The sequence below is a fragment of the Streptomyces sp. PTY087I2 genome (assembly GCF_001687325.1).
GTDB lineage: Bacteria > Actinomycetota > Actinomycetes > Streptomycetales > Streptomycetaceae > Streptomyces.
In genome coordinates this window covers 21,524-44,936 of record NZ_LZRD01000042.1, presented here as the reverse complement: position 1 = coordinate 44,936, position 23,413 = coordinate 21,524, and the positions used below count along the sequence as shown (strand labels likewise).

The 23,413-nt window shown below is 72.3% G+C and carries 21 protein-coding genes and 1 pseudogene; 10 read left to right on the top strand and 12 right to left on the bottom strand.

Features of this window, described 5'->3' with window-relative positions:
- Positions 1–562, bottom strand: a 562-nt coding sequence (locus tag A3Q37_RS36990) for a hypothetical protein (RefSeq protein WP_218064581.1), incomplete at its 3' end; no start/stop codon positions are given.
- Between the two features lie 700 nt (positions 563–1,262).
- Here A3Q37_RS36990 and A3Q37_RS32015 point away from each other — a divergent pair.
- Positions 1,263–1,445 carry a UTRA domain-containing protein gene (locus A3Q37_RS32015; protein ID WP_065490081.1) on the top strand — a complete coding sequence of 61 codons (183 nt, stop codon included), beginning with the start codon at positions 1,263–1,265 and terminating at the stop codon, positions 1,443–1,445.
- Positions 1,446–1,467: 22 nt separating this feature from the next.
- Here A3Q37_RS32015 and A3Q37_RS36985 read toward each other — a convergent pair whose 3' ends face one another.
- The 6 genes from A3Q37_RS36985 to A3Q37_RS31995 all read right to left on the bottom strand — a co-directional run bounded on the left by A3Q37_RS36985 (position 1,468) and on the right by A3Q37_RS31995 (position 7,089).
- Positions 1,468–1,719, bottom strand: a complete 252-nt coding sequence (locus tag A3Q37_RS36985; RefSeq protein ID WP_141693629.1) for a hypothetical protein — start codon at positions 1,717–1,719, stop codon at positions 1,468–1,470.
- Positions 1,720–2,093: 374 nt separating this feature from the next.
- Positions 2,094–2,837, bottom strand: a complete 744-nt coding sequence (locus A3Q37_RS32010; RefSeq protein ID WP_065490080.1) for a hypothetical protein — start codon at positions 2,835–2,837, stop codon at positions 2,094–2,096.
- On the bottom strand, positions 2,834–3,235 hold the full coding sequence (locus tag A3Q37_RS36980; protein ID WP_141693628.1) for a hypothetical protein: 402 nt from the start codon (positions 3,233–3,235) through the stop codon (positions 2,834–2,836). Before A3Q37_RS36980 ends, A3Q37_RS32010 begins: the two co-directional genes overlap by 4 nt.
- Before the next feature lie 268 nt (positions 3,236–3,503).
- A complete protein-coding gene (locus A3Q37_RS38140; protein WP_255312006.1) occupies positions 3,504–3,824 on the bottom strand; it encodes a leucine zipper domain-containing protein in 321 nt (106 codons plus the stop codon).
- A 135-nt stretch (positions 3,825–3,959) separates the two neighbouring features.
- Entirely contained in the window at positions 3,960–5,507 is a 1,548-nt protein-coding gene (locus A3Q37_RS32000) for a hypothetical protein (RefSeq protein WP_176711549.1), read from the bottom strand.
- 199 nt (positions 5,508–5,706) lie between these two features.
- Positions 5,707–7,089: a transcriptional regulator gene (locus A3Q37_RS31995; protein WP_065490072.1), complete on the bottom strand. Its 1,383-nt coding sequence runs from the start codon at positions 7,087–7,089 to the stop codon at positions 5,707–5,709.
- 290 nt (positions 7,090–7,379) lie between these two features.
- Between A3Q37_RS31995 and A3Q37_RS31990 the strand changes: the two genes are divergently transcribed.
- From A3Q37_RS31990 to A3Q37_RS31980, 3 genes and pseudogenes are all read left to right on the top strand, one after another.
- Positions 7,380–8,066: a bifunctional DNA primase/polymerase gene (locus A3Q37_RS31990; protein WP_065490070.1), complete on the top strand. Its 687-nt coding sequence runs from the start codon at positions 7,380–7,382 to the stop codon at positions 8,064–8,066.
- 59 nt (positions 8,067–8,125) lie between these two features.
- Entirely contained in the window at positions 8,126–8,965 is an 840-nt protein-coding gene (locus A3Q37_RS31985; protein WP_065490068.1) for an ABC transporter ATP-binding protein, read from the top strand.
- Positions 8,962–10,586, top strand: a pseudogene (locus A3Q37_RS31980) (transporter). Before A3Q37_RS31985 ends, A3Q37_RS31980 begins: the two are co-directional and overlap by 4 nt.
- Before the next feature lie 34 nt (positions 10,587–10,620).
- Here the strand turns inward: A3Q37_RS31980 and A3Q37_RS31975 are convergent.
- Complete coding sequence (locus tag A3Q37_RS31975) at positions 10,621–11,505, bottom strand: alpha/beta fold hydrolase (RefSeq protein WP_065490066.1); 885 nt, start codon at positions 11,503–11,505, stop codon at positions 10,621–10,623.
- A 536-nt stretch (positions 11,506–12,041) separates the two neighbouring features.
- The gene (locus A3Q37_RS31970) at positions 12,042–12,734 is read right to left on the bottom strand and encodes a metal-dependent transcriptional regulator (protein WP_006126698.1); all 693 of its coding nucleotides are present in this window, start codon (positions 12,732–12,734) and stop codon (positions 12,042–12,044) included.
- 210 nt (positions 12,735–12,944) lie between these two features.
- Here A3Q37_RS31970 and A3Q37_RS31965 point away from each other — a divergent pair, with 210 nt between their 5' ends.
- Positions 12,945–13,700: an SIS domain-containing protein gene (locus A3Q37_RS31965; RefSeq protein WP_065490061.1), complete on the top strand. Its 756-nt coding sequence runs from the start codon at positions 12,945–12,947 to the stop codon at positions 13,698–13,700.
- Between the two features lie 29 nt (positions 13,701–13,729).
- On the opposite strand, the gene A3Q37_RS31960 is transcribed toward A3Q37_RS31965, so the two are convergent.
- Both A3Q37_RS31960 and A3Q37_RS31955 read right to left on the bottom strand, forming a co-directional pair.
- The gene (locus A3Q37_RS31960) at positions 13,730–14,986 is read right to left on the bottom strand and encodes a HAMP domain-containing sensor histidine kinase (protein ID WP_255312005.1); all 1,257 of its coding nucleotides are present in this window, start codon (positions 14,984–14,986) and stop codon (positions 13,730–13,732) included.
- Positions 14,983–15,702: a response regulator transcription factor gene (locus A3Q37_RS31955; protein ID WP_065490059.1), complete on the bottom strand. Its 720-nt coding sequence runs from the start codon at positions 15,700–15,702 to the stop codon at positions 14,983–14,985. Before A3Q37_RS31955 ends, A3Q37_RS31960 begins: the two co-directional genes overlap by 4 nt.
- A 126-nt stretch (positions 15,703–15,828) precedes the next feature.
- Here A3Q37_RS31955 and A3Q37_RS31950 point away from each other — a divergent pair, with 126 nt between their 5' ends.
- The 4 genes from A3Q37_RS31950 to A3Q37_RS31935 are packed head-to-tail and all read left to right on the top strand — an operon-like array spanning position 15,829 to position 19,383.
- Positions 15,829–16,359 carry a hypothetical protein gene (locus A3Q37_RS31950; protein WP_065490057.1) on the top strand — a complete coding sequence of 177 codons (531 nt, stop codon included), beginning with the start codon at positions 15,829–15,831 and terminating at the stop codon, positions 16,357–16,359.
- Positions 16,356–17,420: an efflux RND transporter periplasmic adaptor subunit gene (locus tag A3Q37_RS31945; protein WP_176711548.1), complete on the top strand. Its 1,065-nt coding sequence runs from the start codon at positions 16,356–16,358 to the stop codon at positions 17,418–17,420. Before A3Q37_RS31950 ends, A3Q37_RS31945 begins: the two co-directional genes overlap by 4 nt.
- Positions 17,417–18,157, top strand: coding sequence for an ABC transporter ATP-binding protein (locus A3Q37_RS31940; RefSeq protein ID WP_065490053.1), 741 nt, complete (start codon positions 17,417–17,419; stop codon positions 18,155–18,157). Before A3Q37_RS31945 ends, A3Q37_RS31940 begins: the two co-directional genes overlap by 4 nt.
- Positions 18,154–19,383 (top strand): ABC transporter permease, encoded by a 1,230-nt coding sequence (locus A3Q37_RS31935; RefSeq protein WP_065490051.1) that lies wholly within the window; start codon positions 18,154–18,156, stop codon positions 19,381–19,383. The genes A3Q37_RS31940 and A3Q37_RS31935 overlap by 4 nt, the downstream gene beginning before the upstream one ends.
- Positions 19,384–19,967: 584 nt before the next feature.
- Here the strand turns inward: A3Q37_RS31935 and A3Q37_RS31930 are convergent.
- Positions 19,968–21,398: a PAS domain S-box protein gene (locus A3Q37_RS31930; protein ID WP_065490049.1), complete on the bottom strand. Its 1,431-nt coding sequence runs from the start codon at positions 21,396–21,398 to the stop codon at positions 19,968–19,970.
- A 350-nt stretch (positions 21,399–21,748) separates the two neighbouring features.
- Here A3Q37_RS31930 and A3Q37_RS31925 point away from each other — a divergent pair, with 350 nt between their 5' ends.
- Positions 21,749–23,155 (top strand): phytase, encoded by a 1,407-nt coding sequence (locus A3Q37_RS31925; RefSeq protein ID WP_065490047.1) that lies wholly within the window; start codon positions 21,749–21,751, stop codon positions 23,153–23,155.
- Positions 23,156–23,413: the final 258 nt, after the last annotated feature.

The following is a 23,413-nucleotide window of genomic DNA, read 5'->3' as shown; positions in this document are numbered from 1 at the left end:
CCTTGCCGCTCGTGACATAGGCATTGCCTAGGTCATCCAGCGTTACACCCATAGGGTTGCCGAGATTCTCGCCAACCTTTATTGATGTCTCCTTCTCCAGGTTAATCTTGAACAGTGAGCCACCTTTAACGTCGGTCACATATGCATTCTCCCTATTTCCATCCAGTGCTACATCGCCGATCTCGTCAGTTTCAATGCGAGCCACTTCGGTGGTATTCGTGCCAGGCTGGCCGTCCAGGGCCACCCTCAGCAGAGCGCCGTTCGCAGTGACGTATCCAAAACGCCTGGCCGTGTCCAACGTGACGCCTATGGCACCCGGTATGCTAGCGACGAGCTTTTTTTGCGTGCTGTCCACAGTGTCGTGCAGGCCGGCCACTTTCCATAGCGCATCAGGTGTAGTGATATAGGCGCAATCCGCCTCGTCGTCTAGCGCCAAATGTGCGACACGGTCGGGTAGGGTTGCAAATACCTCCAAGCTTCCATCGCCCCCGCTTTTCACCCTCCACACCTTCTGGTTATAATAGTCGGTGGCATAAATATTCCCCATTGAATCGATTGCCACACCAAAAGAATCACCGATTCCTTGAGCGGTCAATTTCGGTGATTGTGTCATGCTCGACCTCCAAAAGAGAATAAAGAATTCCCCACCCAGATTGCGGAGCGACCAGCCCTTCTGACAAGCCTGAAGCAATCAACCAAGGGAGTGGTTGGGGTGCAGGAATCCGCTAGCCTTTTGATCACTATTAGGTCATCGACCCCAGGTGGTCCCTCGGCTACCGGCATCCTGTTGTGCGTGATCCGGTGTGGTGTCGCCGGGACCGGAGGTATCGACGAAAACGAACCGCTGACGAGGGACTTGAGCACCGGATCAACCCGAGCCGAAAGAGCTCTCCGCATCGTCGATGTGGCGGCGCGGTGCCGGGGCAAGGCCAGACGAAGGCATGATGGAGGGGCATGCGCGTGATCGACGGCGAGGACGCCAGACGATCGCCGAGAAGATTGATCGTGGGCTTCGAAGACGACTTCGCAGAGGAAGGCCCTGTTCCATGCCGTCCAGGCTGCTTTCTGGGGTCGCCGTCACGGGTCCCGGATCGCTCACAGCGGACCTCGGCTGAACTGGCTCACGGAGTTCGCCGACCGCCTGGCGGAGTTGCACGGTGCCAGCTGCTTCCGGACCTGGCTCAGGCCCGAGGTCAAGCCCAGGCTGTACCAGCGGCACCTAGACGCGTGGTGGCCGATCCAGCTGCAGACCTCGCAGCCGCATGCCCACCCCCACCGAGAGCAACCGCCTCCACCTCCCCAGAGGCGTCCCGCTCCTGCTCATCACCCGCACCACCGCCGGCCCCGACGGCACCATCGTCGAGATCAACGACACCCAGATGTCAGCCGACACCTTCGACATCGGCTACCCCCTCACCCGGCGCCCCAGCGCCCAACGCCCGTGACGGCACCGGGCCGACGCCGCGGTCAGCCGATGCGTCTGTCGGCGTGGAGCGTCAGCGGGTTGGCGGCGAACTTGAGCAGGTGGCCGTCGGCGGTGCCTCGGCGGCGATCAGCGTGTGCAGGCTCCCGAATGGGCACACGCCACGACGGAGCGCGTGGGGAGAATGAGATCGCGCAGTCGCGAACTTGCGCGCCGAGTGTGTGCCGGTGAACGTACCCACAGCGAGAAATGATCTTGAAGATGCCAGCATGGCTCAAGGCGACGTCGCCCGCCATCGGCTGTTCCTCTGAGGCAGGCCGAGCCGGGCTTGGACAGTGCGCTCAAGCCAGTCGACGAACGTGCCTGGGGTGTTCTGGTGGAGCGGCAGCACCCACTCTTCGCGTTTCGAGCGGGCAGTCCTGGCGTGCTGGTGGACACTTGTGCGTGCCACGCCTTGCCGTACGACCCGAGCTAGCCGGGTCTGGCCGCAATAGCCGGCGATTCCGTCGCTGTTGACCACGATGTACATGGCACGCTCTTCCCTGCCGCAGTCCTCGCCGATCCTGAACGGGCAGCACCTAGTTCTCGGCGAGCTCCGGGCTGGCCAGACGGGCAAAGACCGTGTACCGGTCGGGCGTCATCGGGACGACGCCCGACCAGACCGGCGCGGTCACCAGCTGCGGGGCGTCGGCTCGGAGACCCGACGGGCCGAGGGCGGTGGCGAACCAGGCGGGCAGGAGCAGGCGGCTACTTTTCGGCAGTGGCCGCATGGTGCGCGGCGAGGGCCGTGGTGAAGGTGTGGGGCCTCGGCTCTCTGCCGGGCGAGGTTTTGGTGCTCGGTGGATTCGCGGGCGATGACGGAGCGCAGTTTGGTGGCGGCCTTGGCGTGGGGCTGGGTGTTGTAGCGGGTGTCGAGCAGGGCGACGGCTTCTTCCCAGGTGGCCCGGTGCTGGGCCTGCGCGTTGTGGAAGCGCTGTACCCGGGTGTGGTGGTGGGTGCGCAGGGTGGTGGTGAGGAGGTCGTCGGCGGCTTCCCAGCCAGCCACCGTCGCGGCGGCCAGGACATGCTGGTCCTTGGTGAAGGTGTCCAGGTCCGCCGAACGGATATTCCCAGCGGCCGGGATCTGGCCTTCCAACAGCCGTACGTGCTGGGTGAGCCTCTTCACCGTTCGCTCCGCAGTGTCGACGCGGTCATCAAGCTCGTCGACCCGGCCGTCAACTTCCTCGGTCGTGGCCTCCAAGCCGGAGGGACCGCAGGTCGGGGTCCAGTCCTCGGTGTAGCCGAACCGGGACTTCAGCCGCTCGTGCTCGCCCTCTAGGTCGTCCAGGCGGCTGTCGAGGCCGCTCGCCTGCATGTCGATGGTGCGGACCCGCCGGTCGGTGTCGCGGAACTGGGCGTCCAGAGCGTCGCTCACTTCCCCGTCTTCTGTCCGTCCGCAGTGGCCGTCCCGACGACGGCCCAGCCGATCAGGATAGCGACGATGAACCAGGGCGACAGGATGCCCAGGACGATCAGGATGAGGAGCACTCCCACTGCATGGAGGCCGAGGGATGCGTCGCGGCGGGACAGGTGGTTCTTCACGGTCGCCTGAAGAAGCCAGCCGAAGAAAGTGGCCACCAGGTGGGGCACGACCAGGAAGTACCAGCCGTCCGAGTGCCCCAAGAGGCGGAAGACGAAGATCAGGGCAATCGCCACCGCACTCTGGATGCGCCAGGACCAGTAGATGATTCGTGCGCTGCGTGCCTGCTCCGGTTCGGCCAGGAGAGTCGGCATCTGCTTCTCGTACGCAATCAGCGTCTGCGCGCGATCCATCAGGGCGTCGAAATACCTCGTCGTCCGGGGCACTCTCGTCGTGGTCCTGGACAGCGGTGAGAGCATGCTGGTCGGCCCGAGCACAGACCAGCTTCTCGTGCTGCTGATGCACCTCGTATTCCGTCTGCGCTTCGCCCATCGGTCCCCCTCGCTCCGAGCCCTCCCCTGGCCTTCCGAAGGCCGACGGAACGAGTATCGCGACCGCTGCAAGGCCCCCTGGATCTTGACGAAGGATGGCGCGAACTCCACCATCCGCGACCTGGCTCCTTCAAGAAGCGGCCGCCGTCGCCGGTGGGCACCCCGACGCCTGCCGGCGGGCGAGGCCAGGGGGATGCCGCGGGCCTCGGCAACGTCCTGCTGCCACGAGGTGCTGGCGACTTCGCGGCCGCAGTGCCGCGCAGCGTCGCGATCGCAGGCCAGCTCGATCCACCATCGGTAGCCGACTCCGGCCGCGGTGAGCACGACCAAGGCCGGTGGGACGGGATATGTCCATCTCGGCGGCGACGTGTGCGACAGGACGGCCGGACTGGACGCGTTCGACCAGGATCCGCCTGCCGTGCACGGTCAGCCGGGCATTACGGTGGGACACGAAGACCTCCGTGTGCAGTGCAGCTTGGAAACCTCCACCACACCCGAGGTCTTCGTCATGATCAAGACTCAACCAGCGTTAACAACGCTCGTGATCAATACACCTAGGGCGTGCCGCAGTCGCGCGTTCCCCGCCTCAGAGCTCGGTGGGCGTGTGCTTGGTCAGGCCGTACTTGCCCGCGATCGCGTTCCAGAGCTTGGACGCCTCGCGCTTGGCCTCGGTGGCCACCCCGCTCTGGTTGTTCCCCTTGGCCGTCTCGTTCGTCGACCGGGCCTGGCCGCCCTTGCAGACGGACTTGTTCTTCTTGGCCTGCCGCGCCCAGGTGGCGTAGTGGTCGTCGGCCGCCGCCGATGCCTTCCACGCCCGGTTCAGCGCGGCCGTCAGCTTCGCGTTCTGCGGGAGCTTGTCGACGGTCAGGCCGTCGAGCCGGGTCACCAGGTCGCGGCGCTGCTGGGCGGCGCCCCGGAGGTCGGCGTCGGCCTGGTCCAGGTCCTTGCAGGACTTGATCTTCTCGACCGCGCTGATCACCGCGGCCCGGCTGTTGTTGCTGTCGGCCAGCAGCTTGTCCAGCGCCTCGGCCTGCGGCTTCGCCGGGTCGGCCGCCGCCTTGGCGGTGGGCTCCGCCTCGGCCGGTGAACTCTGCGCGGCGACCGGCTGCTTGTCGTCCTTGCCGGAGTCGTCGCCACCGCTCATCAGCGCGCCCGCGCCGAGTCCGATGACCGCGCAGCCGACGACGACCGCGGCGATCAGCGGAATGTGCGCGGACCGCCGGCGCGGGGCGTCCCCGCTCTGGTGCCCGACCGGCCCGTCGTCCTCCGCGCGGCTCTGGAAGCCCTGGAGGCCCGACTCATAGCCGCCGGGCGCCTGCGGCGGCAACTGACCGCCCTGGGACGGCTGCTGGGGCTGGTAGCCCTGCTGCTGGTACGCGGACGGGGGCTGCTGCCCCGCGTCGTACTGCGGAATCTGCTGCGTGGCGCCCGCCGGGTCCTCGCTGCGGAACAGGTTGTCGAACTCCGCGGGCGGCTGCCGGTCCCCCGGCGCACCCGGCCTGATCCCGTACGGGGCTCCGCCCGGCACCGGGGGTATGTACTGGGTCGCGTCCGCGTCCCCGCCGCCCGGCTGCGGCCCGACGGGTCCGGGGCCGCCCGGGACGGGCGCGATGTACTGCGTGGCGTCCGCGTCCCCGCCGGGAACCCCCTGGCCGCCCGGCGCACCCGGCCCGGCCTCCGGCGGCAGCGGCTGCGCGTACGGGAGCGGCTGGGAAGGCGAGTGGGGCTGGTGCTGCTGGTCGTGGTGGGGCTGGTGGGGCTGGTACTGCTGCGGGTCGTACGCCCCGGGCTGCTGCGGCTGCTCGTAGGAGCCGTGCTGCTGGTACGCCCCCGGCTGCTGGTACGACTCCGGGCCCGGCGCCTGCTGCGCGGGCGGCAGCGGCTGCGCCTGCGGGTAGCCGTAGCCGCCCTGCGCCTGCTGGTCCGGCTGCGGCGCCCCGGCGGACTGCGGCCCCCAGGCCTGGCCCCACGGCTCACCGCCCGCGGGAGCGCCCTGCCCGCCCTGACCGGCCGGGGGCACCCCCGGGGTCCAGGGGGCTCCGCCGTCGGCGGGCAGCACGACACCCTCGTGCGCGGGTCGTGCGGCGGGGAGCTGGTGCTCGCCGCCCTGTCCGCCCTGTCCGCTCTGCGTCACCGGGACTCCTACGTGTGAACCTACGGAATCGTCGGCTCACGCTATCGGGTGGTCGCCCGCCTCCGCCAAGCGCGTGGTGCCCCTCACCACCCCTTCACAGGGTGGGTAACATCCCGCGGCCCGGCGACGCTGTTATAGGTCCGGACCGCCGCACGGGGCTCCCGGGCGGCCCGGACCGCCCCGGACGACCACCTCTTCCTCACGCCGCCCGGAGCTCCAGCCGCTCGCCGAACTCCCGCACCGCGGGCTCCTCCCCGAAGGGCGTCAGCCGCTGCTGGAGGTCGTCGAGATATTCGGCGCCCCGGCTGGAGCGCACCGTCGACAGCAGCTCCATGGCCCGGGTCCCGGTGTGGCAGGCCCGCTCCACCTCGCGCTGCTGCACCTGCGCCGAGGCCAGCAGCACCAGCGCGATGCCCCGGCGCCTGGCCCGGGTCTCCGGCAGCGCGGCCAGCGCCTCCTTCGCCCGCCGGGCCGCCTCGTGCGGCTGCCCCAGATCCCGGTGGCAGTGGGCCAGTTCGTCCGCGAGATAGCCGGTGTCGAAGTGCCGGATCCAGACCGGATCGTCGCCGGTGTCCGGATCGGCCTGCTCCAGCGCGGCGACGGCGCGCCCCGCCACCGCGTGGCAGGTCCGGGCGTCCCCGAGGAGCGCGTGCCCCCGGGCCTCCGCCGCGTGGAACATGGCCTGGGCGCGGGGGGTGACCTGGCCCCGGGCCCCTTCCTGGGCGGCGCGGGCGAGTTGGGCGATCTCGCGCGGGTTGCCGAGCTGGGCGGCGAGATGGCTCATCGAGGCGGCCAGCACATAGCCGCCGTACGCCCGGTCGCCCGCCGCCTGCGCGAGCCGCAGCGCCTGGATGTAGTAGCGCTGGGCCAGGCCCGGCTGGCCGGTGTCGACCGCCATGTAGCCGCCGAGCTCGGTGAGCCGGGCCACCGCGGCGAACAGCTCGCGCCCCACCTGTTCGCGGTACGCCCCCGAAAGCAGCCCGGAGACCACGCTGTTGAGGTAGTGCACGAGCACCGGCCGGACATGGCCGCTGCCGAACCGGTGGTCGAGGTCGGTGAGGGCGGTGGTCATCGCCCGCACCGCCTCGACGTCGGACATCCCGACCCGGGCCCCCGCCGTCCGCTCGACCTGGGCGTCCGGGCCCGAGATCAGCCAGTCCCGGCTGGGCTCGACGAGCGCGGACGCGGCGACCGCCGACCCGGTGAGCAGATCGCGGCGGCCCACGTCGCCGCGCCACAGCTCGCAGACCTGCTCGACGGCCCCGGCGACGGTCGGCGCGTACTGGAGGCCGACGCCCGAGGAGAGGTTCTTGCCGTTGGCCATGCCGATCTCGTCGATCGTGACCGTACGGCCCAGCTTGCGGCCCAGCGCCTCGGCGATGATCCCCGGGGCCCGGCCCCGGGGCTGCTGTCCCCGCAGCCAACGGGCCACGGAGGTCTTGTCGTAGCGCAGATCGAGCCCCCGCTCGGCCCCGACCATGTTCACCCGGCGCGCGAGGCCCGCGTTGGAGCAGGCCGCCTCCTGGATGAGCGTCTGGAGCCGTTCGTTGGGCTGGCGGGCTACGAGAGGCCTTGCAGCCATATGTCCCCCTGAAACGTTGGTTATGTGCAGTGATCGGTGAAAGGGATCACTGCCCGGCACATACACAAGAAATGCGCATATTCCATCGGCATTCGGTACGGACATGGCGCGTCGCACCGTCGCGCAGGGCCGGGAGCGATCCTGGGCGGCGGTCCTGGAGGTGGTTACCCCTCCTTCGGTGCGACGCCTCACGCGCGCCCCCGCCCGTGCACCGGTGCGCCCCGCGTGCAGGATCGATGCGCCGGGCCCGGGTTCAGGGGAGGCCGTAACCCCTGGTGACGGCGGGAGTTGTGCTGGACGTGGAGAAGCCCATGGGAGTCACGGAAGCCGCGCAGGTCCCTCAGCAGCGGAGCGAGCTGCTGCTCGACGCCGCGGTGCGGTATGCGGAAGAGCGTCACTGGGACGTGTTCCCCGGCACCTGGCTGGAGGCGGCGGGCGGCGTGGAGCGGTGCTCCTGCGGCGACGCCGGCTGCGCCCTGCCCGGGGCCCACGCGGACCGGCCGGACTGGGCGGGCCAGGCGACCGGCAGCGGGGCCGCGGCCCGGCGCATGTGGACCCGGCAGCCCCGCGCCTCGGTGTTGCTGCCGACCGGGCGGGCCTTCGACGCGCTGGAGGTCCCCGAGGCGGCGGGCTTCCTGGCGCTGGCCCGGATAGAGCGGATGGACCTGACGCTGGGCCCGGTCACCTGCACGCCGGACCGCCGGATGCTGTTCTTCGTGCTGCCGGGCGGCGCCGCGAAGGCCGCCGAGCTGGTGCGGGCGCTCGGCTGGAACGCCGAGGCGATCGATCTGACCGGCCGCGGCGAGGGCCACTACATCGCCGCCCCGCCCACCCGGGTCGGCGGCCGGGGCGCCGTGCAGTGGGCCTGCGGGCCGAACAACGCCAACCGCTGGCTGCCCGATGTGGACGAGCTGATCAGCCCGCTGGCGTACGCCTGCGCGCGGGAGGCGGCCGCCGCCCGCGCGCGGACCTCGTAGGACACCGGCGGCCTTTCGTAGGGTGTCCTCACCACGTGGGGATATCGAAAGGCTGTGCCATGCCGGACCGGGCAGATGCACGTACGAAGACAGGCGCGACGACCGACGCGACGACAGGCGGGGCGCACGAGGTGCGGTCCGCCGTCCGTGTGCAGGGGCTGTGGAAGCGGTTCGGGGAACAGGTCGCCGTCGCGGGGATCGATCTGGAGCTGCCCGCAGGCAAGTTCATCGGCCTGGTGGGGCCCAACGGGGCGGGCAAGACGACGACGCTCTCGATGGTCACCGGGCTGCTGCGGCCCGACATGGGGAAGATCGAGGTCGCGGGCCACGACGTGTGGACGGACCCGGTCGAGGTGAAGTCCCGGATCGGGGTGCTGCCGGAGGGGCTGCGGCTGTTCGAACGGCTGTCGGGGCGTGAACTGCTCGCGTACAACGGCCGGTTGCGCGGGCTGCCGGGCGACGAGGTCGACAAGCGGGCCACACAGTTGCTGGACGTGCTGGATCTCGCGGGCTCGCAGCACAAGCTGGTCGTCGACTACTCGACCGGCATGCGGAAGAAGATCGGGCTCGCCGCCGCCCTGCTCCACAACCCCGAAGTGCTGTTCCTGGACGAGCCGTTCGAGGGCGTCGACCCGGTGTCGGCGCAGACCATCCGGGGGGTCCTGGAGCGCTATACCCGGTCCGGGGCGACCGTGGTCTTCTCCAGCCATGTGATGGAACTGGTCGAGTCGCTGTGCGACTGGGTGGCCGTGATGGCGGCGGGCCGGATCAAGGCGCAGGGCACGCTGGCCGAGGTGCGCGGCGACGCGCCGTCCCTCCAGAACGCCTTCCTCGAACTGGTCGGCGCGGGCGGCCGGGACAACGGCGACTCCCTCGACTGGCTGGGCGGTTCCCGATGAGCGTGCTGGACGCCCCGGTCACGGCGGCCGCCCCGGTCGCGCCGACGACGGGCCTGACCCCGGTCTTCGTACGGCTCAAGCTGGCGCTGCTGCGCAACGGGCTGCGGCAGTCGGCCGGGCGCAGGGCGGCGTTCATCGTCTCCCTCGTCTTCAGCCTGCTGCTCGCCGCGGGCCAGGTGCTCGGCCTGGTCCTGCTGCGCGGCAACGAGCACGCGGGCACGGTCGTGGTGCTGCTCACGGGGATCGTGGCGCTCGGCTGGGCGGTGCTGCCGCTGTTCTTCCCGAGCGGTGACGACACGCTCGACCCGACCCGGCTGGTGATGCTGCCGCTGCGGCCCGAGCCGCTGATCCGGGCCCTGCTGGTGTCCTCGATGGTCGGCATCGGTCCGCTGTTCACGCTCTGCCTGGTGGTCGGTTCGGCGATCGCGCTGGCGCACGGGGCGGCGGGCGTGGTGTTCGCGGTGCTCGCGGTCCCGCTGACGATGCTGCTGTGCGTGGCGCTGTCGAGGGCGGTGGCCACGGCCAACGTACGGCTGCTGAACTCCCGCAAGGGCCGCGACCTCGCGGTGCTCAGCGGGCTGGTGATCGCGGTGGGCATCCAGTTCGTCAACTTCGCCAGGCGGGTGGGCTCTCCTCGCTGGACCCGGCGGCGGCCGTGGTGCGCTGGCTGCCCGGAGCCTCGGCGATGGCGTCGGTGGACGCGGCGTCGGACGGTGCGTACGGGGTCGCCGTCGCCCAGCTCCTGATCACGGTGGCCGCCCTGGTGGCGCTGATGCGGCTGTGGCAGCGGAGTCTGGTGAAGCTGATGACCGCGCCGGACGGTTCGACGCTGGCGGCGGCGGAGCCGACCCGCGAGAAGGCGTCCGGCCGGGGCGGGCTCTCGGCGCTGCTGCCGGAGGGCCGTACGGCGACGGTGATGCAGCGCAGTCTGCGGTACGTGGCCCGGGACCCGAAGACCAAGGCGGCCTGGGTGACGGCGCTGGCGGTCGGCGCGATCGTGCCGCTGCTCAACGCCCTCCAGGGCACCGGCTCGGTCTACTTCGCGTGCTTCGCCGCCGGGATGCTCGGCATGCAGATGTACAACCAGTTCGGCCAGGACACCTCGGCGTTCTGGATGGTGGCGCTGACGATCTCCTCGCCCCGCGACGCGTACGTCGAACTGCGGGCGCGGGCACTGGTCCTGCTGCTGCTCACGCTGCCGTTCACGCTGCTGGTGTGCGGGGTGACGGCGGCGATGATCGGCGACTGGCGCTCCCTGCCTGGGGCGTTGGGTCTGTCCTTCGCGCTGCTGGGCTCGATGCTGGCGACGGGGGCGGTGGCCTCGGCGCTGTTCCCGTACTCGATTCCGCAAGAGGGCGCGTTCAAGAACGTGGTGCCCGGGCAGGGCGGTCTGGCCTGGATCTCGATCCTCGGCGGCATGCTGGCCGCCGCGCTGCTGTCCGCGCCGGTGATCGTGCCGACGATCTGGCTGCATGTCACGGACCATCACGACGCGCTGTGGCTGATGGTGCCGGGCGGTCTGGTGTACGGGGCGTTGCTCGGGTGGGCGGGTCTGCGGATCGCGGCCGGCCGCACGGCGAACCGGCTGCCGGAGATCCTGGCGGCGGTCAGCAAGGGCTGAACCGCCGCCCTCGGGGAGAGGCGCGGGCCGAGGGCTACGGCGCGACCGGTTCGCGGTTGTCCTCGGCCAGTTGTTCCAGGAAGGGTTCGACGGCGGCCCGCCAGCCCTCCGGCTGGTCGTAGTGGACGAGGTGGCCGGCGTCCGCCACCTCCGCGTACTGGCCGCGGGGCAGGACCCGGACCATCTCCTGGGCCTCGGCCCGGCCCAGCTCCCCGTCGAGGCCGCGCAGCACCAGGGCGGGGCACCGGACCTGGGCCAGCTCCTCCCAGTGGGCGTCGAAGACCCAGGTGGCCCGGGAACGCAGCATCTGGCGGCGGGAGAAGACGGGGCGCCAGCCGTCCTCGCCCTCGGCCATCACCTCGGCGTAGAACTCACCGCGCGCGGGGCTCGGCCGCTCCACCCAGGGGTCGTCCTCGCCGAACCACTTCCGTACGTCGGCGAGGGTGGCGAAGGGCAGCGGCCAGGAGTCGAACCAGTCGGTCCACTCGCGCTGGGAGGCGGCCCCGAGGGCGGAGGCCCGCATGTCGCAGATGACGACGGCGCGGACGAGGTCGGGGCGCTTGGCGGCGAGCTGCCAGCCGGTGAGCGCTCCCATGGCGTGGCCGACGACGGTGACCGGGCCGAGGTCGAGCTGTTCGATCGCGGCCTCGGCGTCGGAGACGTAGGCGTCGCGGGTGTACGGGCCGTCGGCTGGCTTGTCGCTGCGGCCGTGGCCGCGCTGGTCGAGGCCGACCGCGCGGTGCCGTTCGGAGAGCCAGCGGGCGGTCGGGGCCCAGTGCGAGGCCCGGCCCATCAGTCCGTGCAGCAGTAACACCCCGGGAGCGCCGGCCGCTTCCGCGCGCTCCTTGGGCGGGTCGGCGAACTCCCATGCCGCGAGGCGTACGCCGTCGGATCCGGTCACATCGATGCGCCGCACCATAGTCCTGGCACCCCCTTCTGGTCCTCGGTCACCGTGTGGTCGCGCCGCCAGGCTATCGAACTCGTATTCGAAAACGGGGTTCCGCCACCCAACACCCCACGTTCGAGTGACACCGGTCAAGGATTGATGCCGACCGGCCTGGGGAGATCTTCAGCGGGAGGCGGGCCGCTCGGGGACAGGGGCCCGCGGGAACTGACCTTGAGAGCTCGGGGCTCCGGGTCAGCACAGGGGAGGAACGGCCCCGGCGTCCGCGGACGCCGGGGCCGCCCCCTGTCCGGGGACGGCCGCCGGCGGTCGCGACAACGATGGCAGCCGTGCGGTGCGCGTGCCGCTGCGACGGGCGCATTCCCTGCTCCCTCCCCGACCGTGCCGACCGGAGCCGGCCGACACCCTCAGGTCCTGTGCCAGGTCCTCTGCCTGGCATCAGCCTGGCATGTGACAGCGTCCGGGCGCTGCCGTTCCGGACGGAAACCGGCGAGCGCACATCACGGTTGTGTTGCCGCGCGACAACAGAGCGCCGCCGGGCGGCGGCGCGGTCAGCGCTTGGCGACGAACACGTGCGAGGCGACCTCGGTGTCCAGCTCGGCCGCCTCACCGCTGGAGCCGACCAGCACCCCGCCGGGCGACTCGGTGACGCTCACGACGGACCCGGGCTGCACCCCGGCCCTGCGCAGCGTGTACATCAGCTGGGCGTCGGTCTGGATCGGCTCCCCGATCCGCCGCACCACCACGGTCTTGCCCTCGGCGCCCGGGTCCAGCTCGGCCAGGCTCACCATGGAGGCGTCCAGGAACGACTCGGCCTCGGCCTTCTCGCCCAGCTCCTCCAGGCCCGGGATCGGGTTCCCGTACGGCGACTCCGTGGGGTGGCGCAGCAGCTCCAGCACCCGCCGCTCCACCGCCTCGCTCATCACGTGCTCCCAGCGACAGGCCTCGGCGTGGACCTGCTCCCACTCCAGGCCGATCACGTCCACGAGCAGACACTCGGCGAGCCGGTGCTTGCGCATGACGCGGGTGGCGAGGCGGCGGCCCTCCTCGGTCAGCTCCAGATGGCGGTCCCCCGCGACCTGGACCAGTCCGTCGCGCTCCATGCGGGCCACCGTCTGACTGACGGTCGGACCGCTCTGGTCCAGCCGTTCGGCGATCCGGGCGCGCATGGGGACCACGCCTTCCTCTTCCAGTTCGAGGATGGTGCGGAGATACATCTCCGTGGTGTCGATCAGTCCGGACATACGTGCCCCTCGATGCGGTGACTAGAAAACGTCGTGCGATGGCCCTGCACCAATTCTGACGCATAGCGCCGACAACCGTGCCGCCCCCGTGGAAGACCGGTGGAAGTGGGTACGGGCGCGGGCGCCGGGCGGTATTGACAGTCCACTGGTCCAGACCGCAACGTGATCGGCGGCACAGGCATTCCCACCCCGCCGAAAGGGCCTTTCCCGATGAGCGACAGCAAGCTGGCCGGCCAGTTCTTCGATGCGGCGATCGGCCTGCTGACGCGGGTGCGGGACGAGGAGGCGGAGAGCATCGCCGCCGCGGGCGCGGCCGTCGCGGACACCGTCGAGTCGGGCGGTCGGCTCTTCGCGTTCGGCGCGGGCCACTCCTCGCTGGCCGCCCAGGACGTCGTCTACCGCGCGGGCGGCCTCGCCCTGATGAACCTGCTCACCGTGCCCGGCGTGGTCGGCGTGGACGTCATGCCCGCCCCGCTCGGCTCGGCGCTGGAGCGGGTCGACGGGCTGGCCTCGGCCGTCCTGGACTCCAGCCCCGCCACCGCCGGGGACCTCCTGGTGATCGTCTCGCTCTCCGGGCGCAACGCCCTGCCGGTCGAGATGGCGCAGAACGCCCGCGCCCTCGGGCTGAAGGTCATCGGCGTCACCTCGGTCGCGTACGCGGAGAACACCCGCTCCCGGCATGTCTCGGGCGGCTTCCTGCGGGACCACTGCGACATCGTCCTGGACAGCAAGATCGCGATCGGCGACGCGGAGCTGACGGTCCCCGGCGTCGAGGCCCCCTTCGCCCCCGCCTCGACCGTGGTGACCAGCGCGATCATGCAGTCGATGCTGGCGGCCGCCGTGGAGCAGCTGGTGGCCCGGGGCGTCGAGCCGCCGATGCTGCGCTCGGGGAACGTGGACGGCGGCCACGAGTGGAACGGCCGGGTCATGACGGAGAACCGGGACCGGATCTTCTACCGGCACTGAGCGAGCACCTCCGGCGGCCCCGGCTGCCGTCACTGAGCCCGCGCCACCGGAAGGCGAGCGGGCACGTCGTGCGCCCCGGCCGCCGGAGCGCGCGTGGGAAGGGTTTCCCCGGCCTCCGCGGCGCGCGTGGGCAGGGTGACCCGGGCCGTCAGCCCGCCGCCCGGGTTGGCCCGCGCGCCGACGTCCCCGCCGTGCGCCCGCGCCACCGACGCCACGATGGAGAGCCCGAGGCCCGCCCCCTCGCCGGGTGCGTGGCGGCGGGCCCGCGCCCGGCGGAACGGTTCGAACAGCAGCGGCACGCTCGCCGGGTCCACCTCGGGCCCGGTGTTGGCGACCTCCAGGCCGTCCGGCCCGACCCGGACGGTGACGGTCCCGCCGGGGTGGTTGTGGCGCAGCGCGTTGGCGACCAGGTTGTGCACGAGGTGGTCGAGGAGGACCGCGTCGCCCTCGACCGTCACGGGCCGGGCGGTCACCTCGACGGTGATGTCCCGCTCCTCCGCCTCGGCGGCCAGCGCCTCGGTGACCGTGGTGACGGTCTCGTCCAGGGCGACCCGCTCCCGCCGCCGCAGCCCCTCGTCGGAGACCGCGAGGAGCAGCAGCCCCTCGATGAGCCGTTCGCTGTCGGCCGCGGTGTCGATGAGCTTGTCCCGGATCCAGGCGACCTTCTCGGGCGGCGGGTCGTCGGCGAGCCCGATCTCGGCGGCGGCCCGCTGCACGGCGAGCGGGGTGCGCAGTTCGTGGGCGGCGTTGGCGGCGAACCGCTGCCGGGCGGCGACGAGCTGCTGGATCCGGTCGAGCATCCCGTCGAAGGTGTCGGCCAGCTCCTTCAGCTCACCGGGCGGGGCCTTCAGCGCGATCCGTTCGTGCAGGTTGGAGCCGGAGAGCCGACGGGCCCGGGCGGTGATGACGCCGACCGGCCGCAGCACCCGGCCCGCCATCCACCAGGCGAGGGCCACGGAGAGCGCGGAGTAGACGGCGAGGGCGACCCCGGAGACGGTCAGCAGCTGGCTGAGGGCCGCGTCCCCGGCCACGGTGCCGACCTTCTGCACGAGCGCGTACTGCCCGGGTTCGGTGACGGCGGTCTGCGCCCAGTCCGAGGTAGGCAGGGTGGGGGCGGCCACCCCCGCGTCCAGCCGGGCGGCGGGGACGGCCGGGGCGACGGCCGTGACGATCCCGGCGTACACGTTCTCGCTGACCAACAGGTAGACGATGGCCAGGAGCAGGACGCCGGCCATGACCAGCAGTCCGCCGTACAGCGCGGCGAGACGGGTGCGCTCACTGTTCACGGGGTGCCGCTCCCGGTCCCGGCCGAAGGGCCGTCCTCGGGGGCTTGAGGGCTGCCGCCGTCGCCGATGCGGTATCCGGCTCCGGGCACGGTTTCGATCACGGGCGGTGCCCCCAGTTTCGTACGGAGTTTGGAGAGGGTGACGCGGACGGCGTTGGTGCGGTAGCTGGTGTCCGCCTCCCACACCTCCTCGATCAGGTCCTCGCCGCTGACGACCGCGCCCTCGGCCCGCAGCAGGGTCTCCAGCACGGCGAACTCCTTGCGGGACAGAGAAAGGAAGCGGCCGTCGCGGCAGACCTGGCGACGGGCGGTGTCGAGCGTCAGCCCGGCCCGCTCCAGGACGGGCGGCAGGGCGGGGCGGGCGCGGCGGCCGAGGGCGAGGACCCGGGCGAGGAGTTCGTCGTACGCGAACGGCTTGGTCAGGTAGTCGTCGGCGCCGAGCCCGAGGCCGGCCACCCGGTCCCGTACGGTCCCCGCGGCCGTGAGCATCAGGATCCGGGTCAGCAGGCGCATGGCGACCACGCGGCGGCAGACCTCGTCGCCGTGCAGCCCCGGCAGATCGCGGTCGAGGATCATCACGTCGTACGCGCCGAACCGCAGCCGCTCCAGCGCCGCCCGGCCGTCGGGCGCGACGTCCACGGCGACGGCGTCACGGCGCAGCCCCTCGGCGATCATCTCCGCCAGGAATTCCTCGTCCTCCACCACCAGCACGCGCATGGGCCCTGTGTACCCGAAAGCGATGTTTCGGCGGTGTAAGCGTCGGCGCTGAGAGAAACGAAACGGCGTCCTCGCGCACGCTCGGGCCGACGTACCCGACCTGTCGGCAACCGACGAGGAGCCCCCATGAAGCAGACCCTTGCCCGCCGGACCGCCGCGCGCTCACGCGGCCGCTCCCTCGCCGCGGCCTGTGCGCTGGCCGCCGCCCTCGCCCTGACGGCCACCGCGTGCTCCGGCGACGGCGACGGCGGTGGGACGAAGGACGGCGGATCGGCGTCCACCACGAAGAAGACGAAGGAGGATCAGGCGCTGGAGCACCGCAAGTGCCTGCGGGAGCAGGGCCTGGACATCCCCGAGCCGAAGCCGGGCCAGGACGGCATGGGTCTGACCATCGACGGCGGCTCGATGGGCAAGGAGAAGATGGAGAAGGCGTTCAAGGCCTGCGAGGACAAGGCGGTCGGCGGCGGGCCCAAGGAGCTGTCGCAGGCGGAGAAGGACAAGATGCTCGCCTACGCCCGGTGCATGCGCCAGAACGGCTTCGACATGCCCGACCCGAAGTTCGACGGCGGGGCGATGCAGGCGGCGCCCGCGCTGAAGGCGAAGGACATGAAGAAGTTCGAGAAGGCCAACAAGGCGTGCGAAAGCGCCGGCCGATGAAGCGGGGACGGGCCGTGACGGCAGCGGTGGCGGTGGCCGTGCTCGCGGTGACGGCCGGCTCGGTCGCCCTCACGCAGCTCGGCGGCGAGGAGGAGACCGGCGCGGCGAAGAACACCGGGCTGCCCCCGGCCACCGCCCCGGTCGAGCGCGGAGACCTGCGCGACAGCGCCCAGGCCGACGGGACGCTCGGCTACGACAAGGAGCGCAAGGTCAACGCGGGCGCGGCGGGCACGGTCACCTGGACACCGCGCACCGGCTCGACCGTGGAGCGGAACGAGCGGCTGTACGAGATCGACGGGCGGCCGGTCCGGCTGATGTACGGCTCAGGGCCCATGTACCGGACGCTGAAGCCGGGCGACAAGGGCCGGGACGTGGAACAGCTGGAGCGCAATCTCGCGGAGCTGGGCTACACGGGCTTCACCCCGGACCAGGAGTACACCGAGCTGACGGCGGCGGCCGTCAAGCGCTGGCAGAAGTCCCACGACGCGAAGCAGACCGGGAAGGTCGGGCCGGAGGACGTCACGTTCGCCCCGGGGAAGGTCCGGATCAAGAGCGTCGGGGCGGGCGTGGGCGAGCAGGCCCAGCCGGGCGCCCCGGTGCTGGTCACGACCGGCTCGGAGCGCATCGTGACCTTCCAACTGGATGTGTCGGAGAGCCAGTTGGCGAAGGTGGGCACGAAGGTGGGTGTGGAGCTGCCGGACGGTACGACCGCGCCCGGAAAGGTCTCGTCGGTGGGCAGGACGGCGAAGCCCGGTGACGATCCGCAGGACAACAGCCCCAAGGTCACGCTGACCGTCTCCTTCGACGACCCGGACGAGGTCGGCGGCTTCGACCAGTCGCCGGTCACGGTGAACCTGACGGGCGAGACCCGCAAGGGCGTCCTGACCGTGCCCGTGAACGCGCTGCTCGCGCTGCCCGGCGGCGGCTTCGGCCTCCAGGTCGTCCAGGGCGGCAGGACCCGTGAGGTGGCGGTCGAGCTCGGCATGTTCGCGGAGGGCCGGGTCGAGGTGTCCGGCGGCGGTCTGCGCGAGGGCATGAAGGTCGGGGTGCCGAAGATATGAGCACCGGCACCGCCGAGGGCCCGGCGCCCCACCCCCGTACGGTCGTCGCGCTCACCGGCGTCACCAAGGAGTACCCGGGCCCGGTAGCCGCGCTGCGCGGAGTGGATCTCATGGTGCAGGAGGGCGAACTCCTGGGCATCGTGGGCCCGTCGGGCTCCGGCAAGTCGACCCTGCTGCACATCATCGGCACCCTGGACCGCCCCACCGCCGGCTCCGTCCACATCGCGGGCCACGACGTGGCGGCGCTCTCCGACCGCAGGCTCTCCGCGCTGCGCGCCCACCACGTGGGCTTCGTCTTCCAGGCGTTCCACCTGGTGCCGGGCGTCAGCGCCCGCGACAACGTGGCGGAGGGCCTGCTCTACTCGGGCCTCTCCCGCTCGGTACGCCGCCGCCGGGCGGCCGAAGCGCTGGCCCGGGTCGGCCTCGCGGACCGCCTCGACCACAAGCCGCACCAGCTGTCGGGCGGCCAGAAGCAGCGGGTCGCCATCGCCCGGGCGGTGGTCGGCGAGCCCGCACTGCTGCTGGCGGACGAGCCGACCGGGGCGCTCGACACGGCGTCGGGGGCGGCGGTGATGGAGCTGCTGCGCGACCTGAACCGGGAGGGGGCCACGATCGCGGTCATCACGCACGACACGGAGATCGCGGCCCAACTGCCGCGCGAGGTAAGGATCCGGGACGGCCAGGTGGTCGCGGACGTGACCCACGGGACGACGGCGACGACGGGAGCGGCGCTGTGAAGGGGCGCGCGGGCGACCGGACTTCGGGTGGCCGGGAGCGACTGAAGGCGGCCCGGCTGAGCCCCCGGGACGTGGCGCACGTCGGCTCGTCCGGACTGCGCAGCCGCCCGATGCGGGTGGTGCTCTCGGCGCTGGGCATCGCCATCGGGATCGCGACGATGATCTCGGTGGTCGGCATCTCGGCTTCCAGCCAGGCGCAACTGCTGCGCGAGCTGGACAAGTTGGGCACGAACCTCCTGGTCGCCTCGCCCGGTGAGTCGATGTTCGCCGGGGAGGAGGTGAAGCTGCCGGAGGAGTCGGTCGGGATGGTGGGCCGGATCAAGGGCGTCCAGGACGTGGGCGCGACGGCCGATCTGAACGCGACCGTACGCCGCACGGAGAAGGTCGACGAGGACGACACGGGCGGAATCACGGTCCGGGCGACGACGGCCGACCTGCTGCGCGTCCTGCGCGGCGAGGTCGGCAGCGGCAGCTGGCTGAACGCGGCGACGGGCCGCTACCCCTCGGTCGTGCTCGGCCATGTGGCGGCGGAACGCCTGGGCATCACGGAACCGGGCCGCCAAGTATGGCTGGGCGACCGCTACTTCACGGTCGTCGGCATCCTGGAACCGCTCCCCCTCGCCCCGGAGATCGAACGCTCCGCCCTGGTCGGCTGGGAGGGCGCGAAGCGCCTGCTGAACTTCGACGGCCACCCGACATCGGTGTACGAGCGGTCGACGGACGCGGCGGTCGAGGACGTACGGAAGGTGATGGCGGCGACGGTCGACCCGCAGAACCCGCAGAACGTGAAGGTCACGGACCCGTCGTCGGCACTGCGCGCGAAGGCGGCGACGGAGGGGGCGTTCAGCAGCCTGCTGCTGGGCCTGGGAGGCATCGCCCTGCTGGTCGGCGGCGTCGGCGTCGCCAACACCATGATCATCTCCGTCCTGGAACGGCGGTACGAGATCGGCCTGCGCCGCTCGCTGGGCGCGACGAGGGGCCAGATCCGGATCCAGTTCGTCACGGAGTCACTGATGCTGTCGGGCCTGGGCGGCCTGGCGGGCGTGGCGCTGGGCGCGGCGGCGACGGGGGTGTACGCGCACTCGGGCGGCCTGCCGTGGGTGGTCCCGCTGTGGGCAGCGGGAGGCGGCTTCGCCGCAACACTGGCGATCGGCACGGTGGCGGGCCTGTACCCGGCGGTGCGGGCATCACGCCTGTCCCCGACGCTGGCGCTGCACGCGGCGTAGGGGGCCGGGGGGGCCGCAGGGGCCTCGTGTGGCCCGGTGTCGTGGGATCGTCCGGGGTCTTCGCGGGGCGGCCTTGCGGGGGCGACCGGGGCCTTCGTGGGGCGGGCGCGCGGGGGCCCGTCCCGGGCCTCGCGGGGTGCCCGGGGCCGTGTTGAGGCCCGCAGGGCCGTCCCGGGGGCCCTGCGGGAGCAGCAGGGCGTCCGGGGACCTCTCGTGACGACCTCGCTGCGGGACGTCCGGGGCCTTCGTGCGGCGGGCGCGCCGGGGCCCGTCCCGGGCCTCGCGGGGTGCCCGGGGCCGTGTTGAGCCCCGCAGGGCCGTCCCGGGGGCTTGCGGGAGCGGCGGGGGCGTCCGGGGACCTCTCGTGACGACCTCGCCGCGGGGGCGGCCGGGGCCTTCGTGCGGCGGGCGCGCGGGGGCCGTCCAGGGCCTCACGGGGCACCCAGGGGGTGCCCGCCGCGCGGCAAAAGCCGGGCGGCGGGCACGGATCGCGAAGGCGCGGGGCCCGTCCCTCACGGGCTCTGGGGTCCTGAGGCCCTGAGGCCCTGAGGCCATGGGGCCATGGGGCCATGGGGCCATGGGGCCTAAAGGCTGCCCGCCCCCGTCACCAACGCCAGGTCCACCGCCCCCGCGACCCGGGCCGCGACCGTCTCCGCGTATGCCGTGTCCGGGCGTTCGAAGGCCGCCCGGTTCGCCGCGCGGAGGAACGTCAGGACGCCCAGTGTCCGGCCCCGGCTCCGGAGCACCGCGCAGAGTGCGTGTGCCGCGTCCCGGGGCCAGCGGCGGTCCACGGCCCAGGTCTGCGACGCGGCGGTCCCGGCCCCCGCGCTCGTACGGACGGTGCCGGTGCGCTCGACGGACTGGAGGGCCGGGTGGCCGGGGGCGTACCGGGCGGGGATGGAGCCCCCGGCGACCGGCAGGCACGGGCCGGGCGCGTCGAACGGGGTGGCGGCCGTACGTACCAGGCGCTCGCCCGCCACCAAGTCGACCAGGACGTGATCGGCGAACCCGGCGAGCGCGAAGTCCAGCAGGGAGGTCGCCGCCTCCATCGGGTCCTCGCACTCGCAGGCCGTACGGGCGGCCCGGTGCAGCTGGCTCGTCCGGAACCGCAACCGGTCGGCCTCCTGCTCCGCGAGCCTGGCGGCGGTGACGTCCTGGAACAGCCAGCCCACACCGAGCGGAACCGGCTCCTCCGTCAACGGCGAGGCCAGCCGCAGGAATCCGCTGCGCCAGCACCGCCGCCGCTCGCCCTCGGCCGTCCGCAGCGTCACCCACAGCTCGGCCGGGGCGCTCGGGGCCCCTTCGGCGAGCACATGGTGCAGGGCGGCCTCCAGCTCCTCGACGCCCTGGACGATCAATTCGCCGAGCGGGCGGCCGAGGAGGGCGGTGCGGCTCCCGCCGAGCGCGCGAGCGGCGTGCGCGTTGACGACCGTCGGGCGCAGGTCGACATCGACGAGGACCACGCCCCAGGACGCGTCCTCCAGCAGCGCCTCGCTCAGCGCGATGGCCCGCTCCAGATCGATCTGGGCGTGCACCTCGCTGAACGCGCAGTAGACCCCGGCCGGTTGGCCGTCCGCGCCGCGCACCCCGGCGGACTGGGTCCGCACCAGCACCCGGCCGCCGTCCTTGCGCAGCAGCGCGAACTCGTGCACCTGCCGCCCCGGCGCGCCCATGGCCGACATCAGCCGGGCCCGCACCTCGTCCGCGTCGGCCCGCCGCGCCGCCCAGCCCGCGAATCCGCTGCGGCCGACGGCCTCGTCCGCCGTCCAGCCGAGGACGCGTTCGGCCTCACGGTTCCAGTGGGTGACCGTGCCGGCCGCGTCGAACGCGCAGAGCGCCGCGTCCATGCCGTCGAGCAGCGCGGCCAGCAGCTCGGAGCCGTCGGGCGCGCCGGGGAGCCCGTCCTCGCCGGGGGCCGGGGCCCCGGGGGCCGCCGAGCACCCCGGCGGCCCGCCGCCGGAATCCTCGTCCGGCCCGAGCTCGTCGGTGGTCCCGCTGCTCCTGGAAGCACCCACTCCGCACCCCCCGCAGAACGTGTCGGCCGTTTCCCCACGCGTCGCCGCGTGTATTGCTGCACGTCAGACCATTCAACTCGAACGTGACCCAGCACACATCCACTTCACCGAAATCATTTCTTCCGCCACCGGCCTCCCGACGGTTTCGCGCCACGTCGTGAACGCCCGTCAGCGGGCGACGAGCGCTCCGGTACGGGGAGTTCACCGGCGGCACGGCGGTGCGTGGTGACGCCGTCACACGGAGTCCACCGGGCGCGCCCAGCCTTGGGTCGCCTTCGTCCGCCCCGGCCCCGCTCCCCGACCTCGGGCCCCGCCCCTCGCGCTCGCCCTCGACCTCCAGGAGCCCTTCCGTGACGCCCTTCCGCACCGTACGCCCGGCGACCGCGACCACCGTGGCCGTCTGCGCCGCGCTCGCGACGCTCACCGCCGCGGCCCCCGCGCCCGCCGCCGCCCGGCAGGACGCCTCCCGCCCGCTCCCCGCCGTCACCCCGCGCGCCGAGACCGCCACGCTGTACGACGACGAGCAGGGCGGAAACGCCAACGCGGACGACCCCGCGATCTGGCGCAACCCGGCCGACCCGGACCGCAGCCTGGTGATCGCCACCGCCAAGGAGGGCGGGCTGCGGGTCTACGGCCTGGACGCCCGCCTCGTACAGTCGCTGCCCGCACCCGCCGCGCCCGGCCCGGACGACGCTCCGGGCCGCTTCAACAACGTGGACCTGGTGCACGGCATGCGGCTGGCCCCGGACCGGACCACGAACTCGACGGCGGGCCGGGGGAAGGGCCGTACGGCGGATCTGGCCGTCACCTCCGACCGGGGCCACGACCGGCTGCGTATCCACCGCATCGACCCGTCCCGCCCGGGCGGTCCGCTGACCGACGTCACCGACCCGGCCGCGCCCCGGGTGTTCTCCGCCGGCCAGGACGAGGTCAACGAGCAGGCGACGGCGTACGGTCTGGCCACCTGGACGGACCGCCGCAGCGGCCGCTCGTACGCACTGGCCAGCCGCCGCAACCGGACCTCGATCGCGCTGCTGGAGCTGCTGCCGACCCGGTCCGGCACGGTGACGTACCGCAAGGTCCGCAGCCTCGACCTGCCCTCCACCTTCCGGCTGCCCGACGGCACGGCCTGGACGCCCTGCGGCGAGCCGGGCGAGCTGCCCCAGGTCGAGGGGATGGTGGTCGACCCGGCCGACGGCACGCTCTTCGCCGGCCAGGAGGACGTGGGCATCTGGCGGATGCCCGCCGACCTGCGGGGGAAGCCGGTGCTGGTCGACAAGGTCCGCGAGTACGGGGTGCCGGGGACGTACGACGAGGAGAGCGAGGAGTGCGCCCCCGGCAAGGACCCGGGCTTCGGCGGCACCCGTATCTCGGCCGATGTGGAGGGCCTGACCCTGCTCCCCGAGCGGAACGGCGACCGCTACCTCCTGGCCTCCAGCCAGGGTGACGACACCTTCGCCGCGTACGCCCGCCGGACCGGCCGCGAGAGCCGGGCCCTTCCCGGGTACGCGGGCGGCTTCCGGGTGACGGCGGCCTCGGCGACGCTGGACGGGTCCGAGGCCTGCGACGGCGCGGCGGTCCTGAACGAACCGCTCGGCAGCCGGTACCCGGGCGGCCTGCTCGTCGTCCAGGACGGCAATGCCACTCCGGCGGAGGAGGGCCGGGAGGCCACCGGTTTCAAGTTCGTGGACCTGCGGAAGGTCCGGAGCGCGCTGGGCCTGACACGGGTTACAGGGGCGACGCGGACCGGCGAATAAATCGCTTGTACCGCGATGCGGGGCGCTCCTAGGCTGTGGAGCACACAGGAAAGGAGGTGTTCCGGAAGTGATTTCTCTTCGGACTCGTGAGGTGGCTGCGGGCTGACGCCCGTCGTCGCACTCTTTTGCAGTGCCAGGCCGGACGCCGGCCAATCCCAAGCAGTCACCGACCCGCAGGCTCGCCGGTAAGTCCGGCCGGCTCCTCTGTGCACGGAGGAACCAGAGCCTGCGGGTTTCTGCGTTGCCAGGGCCTGCGGG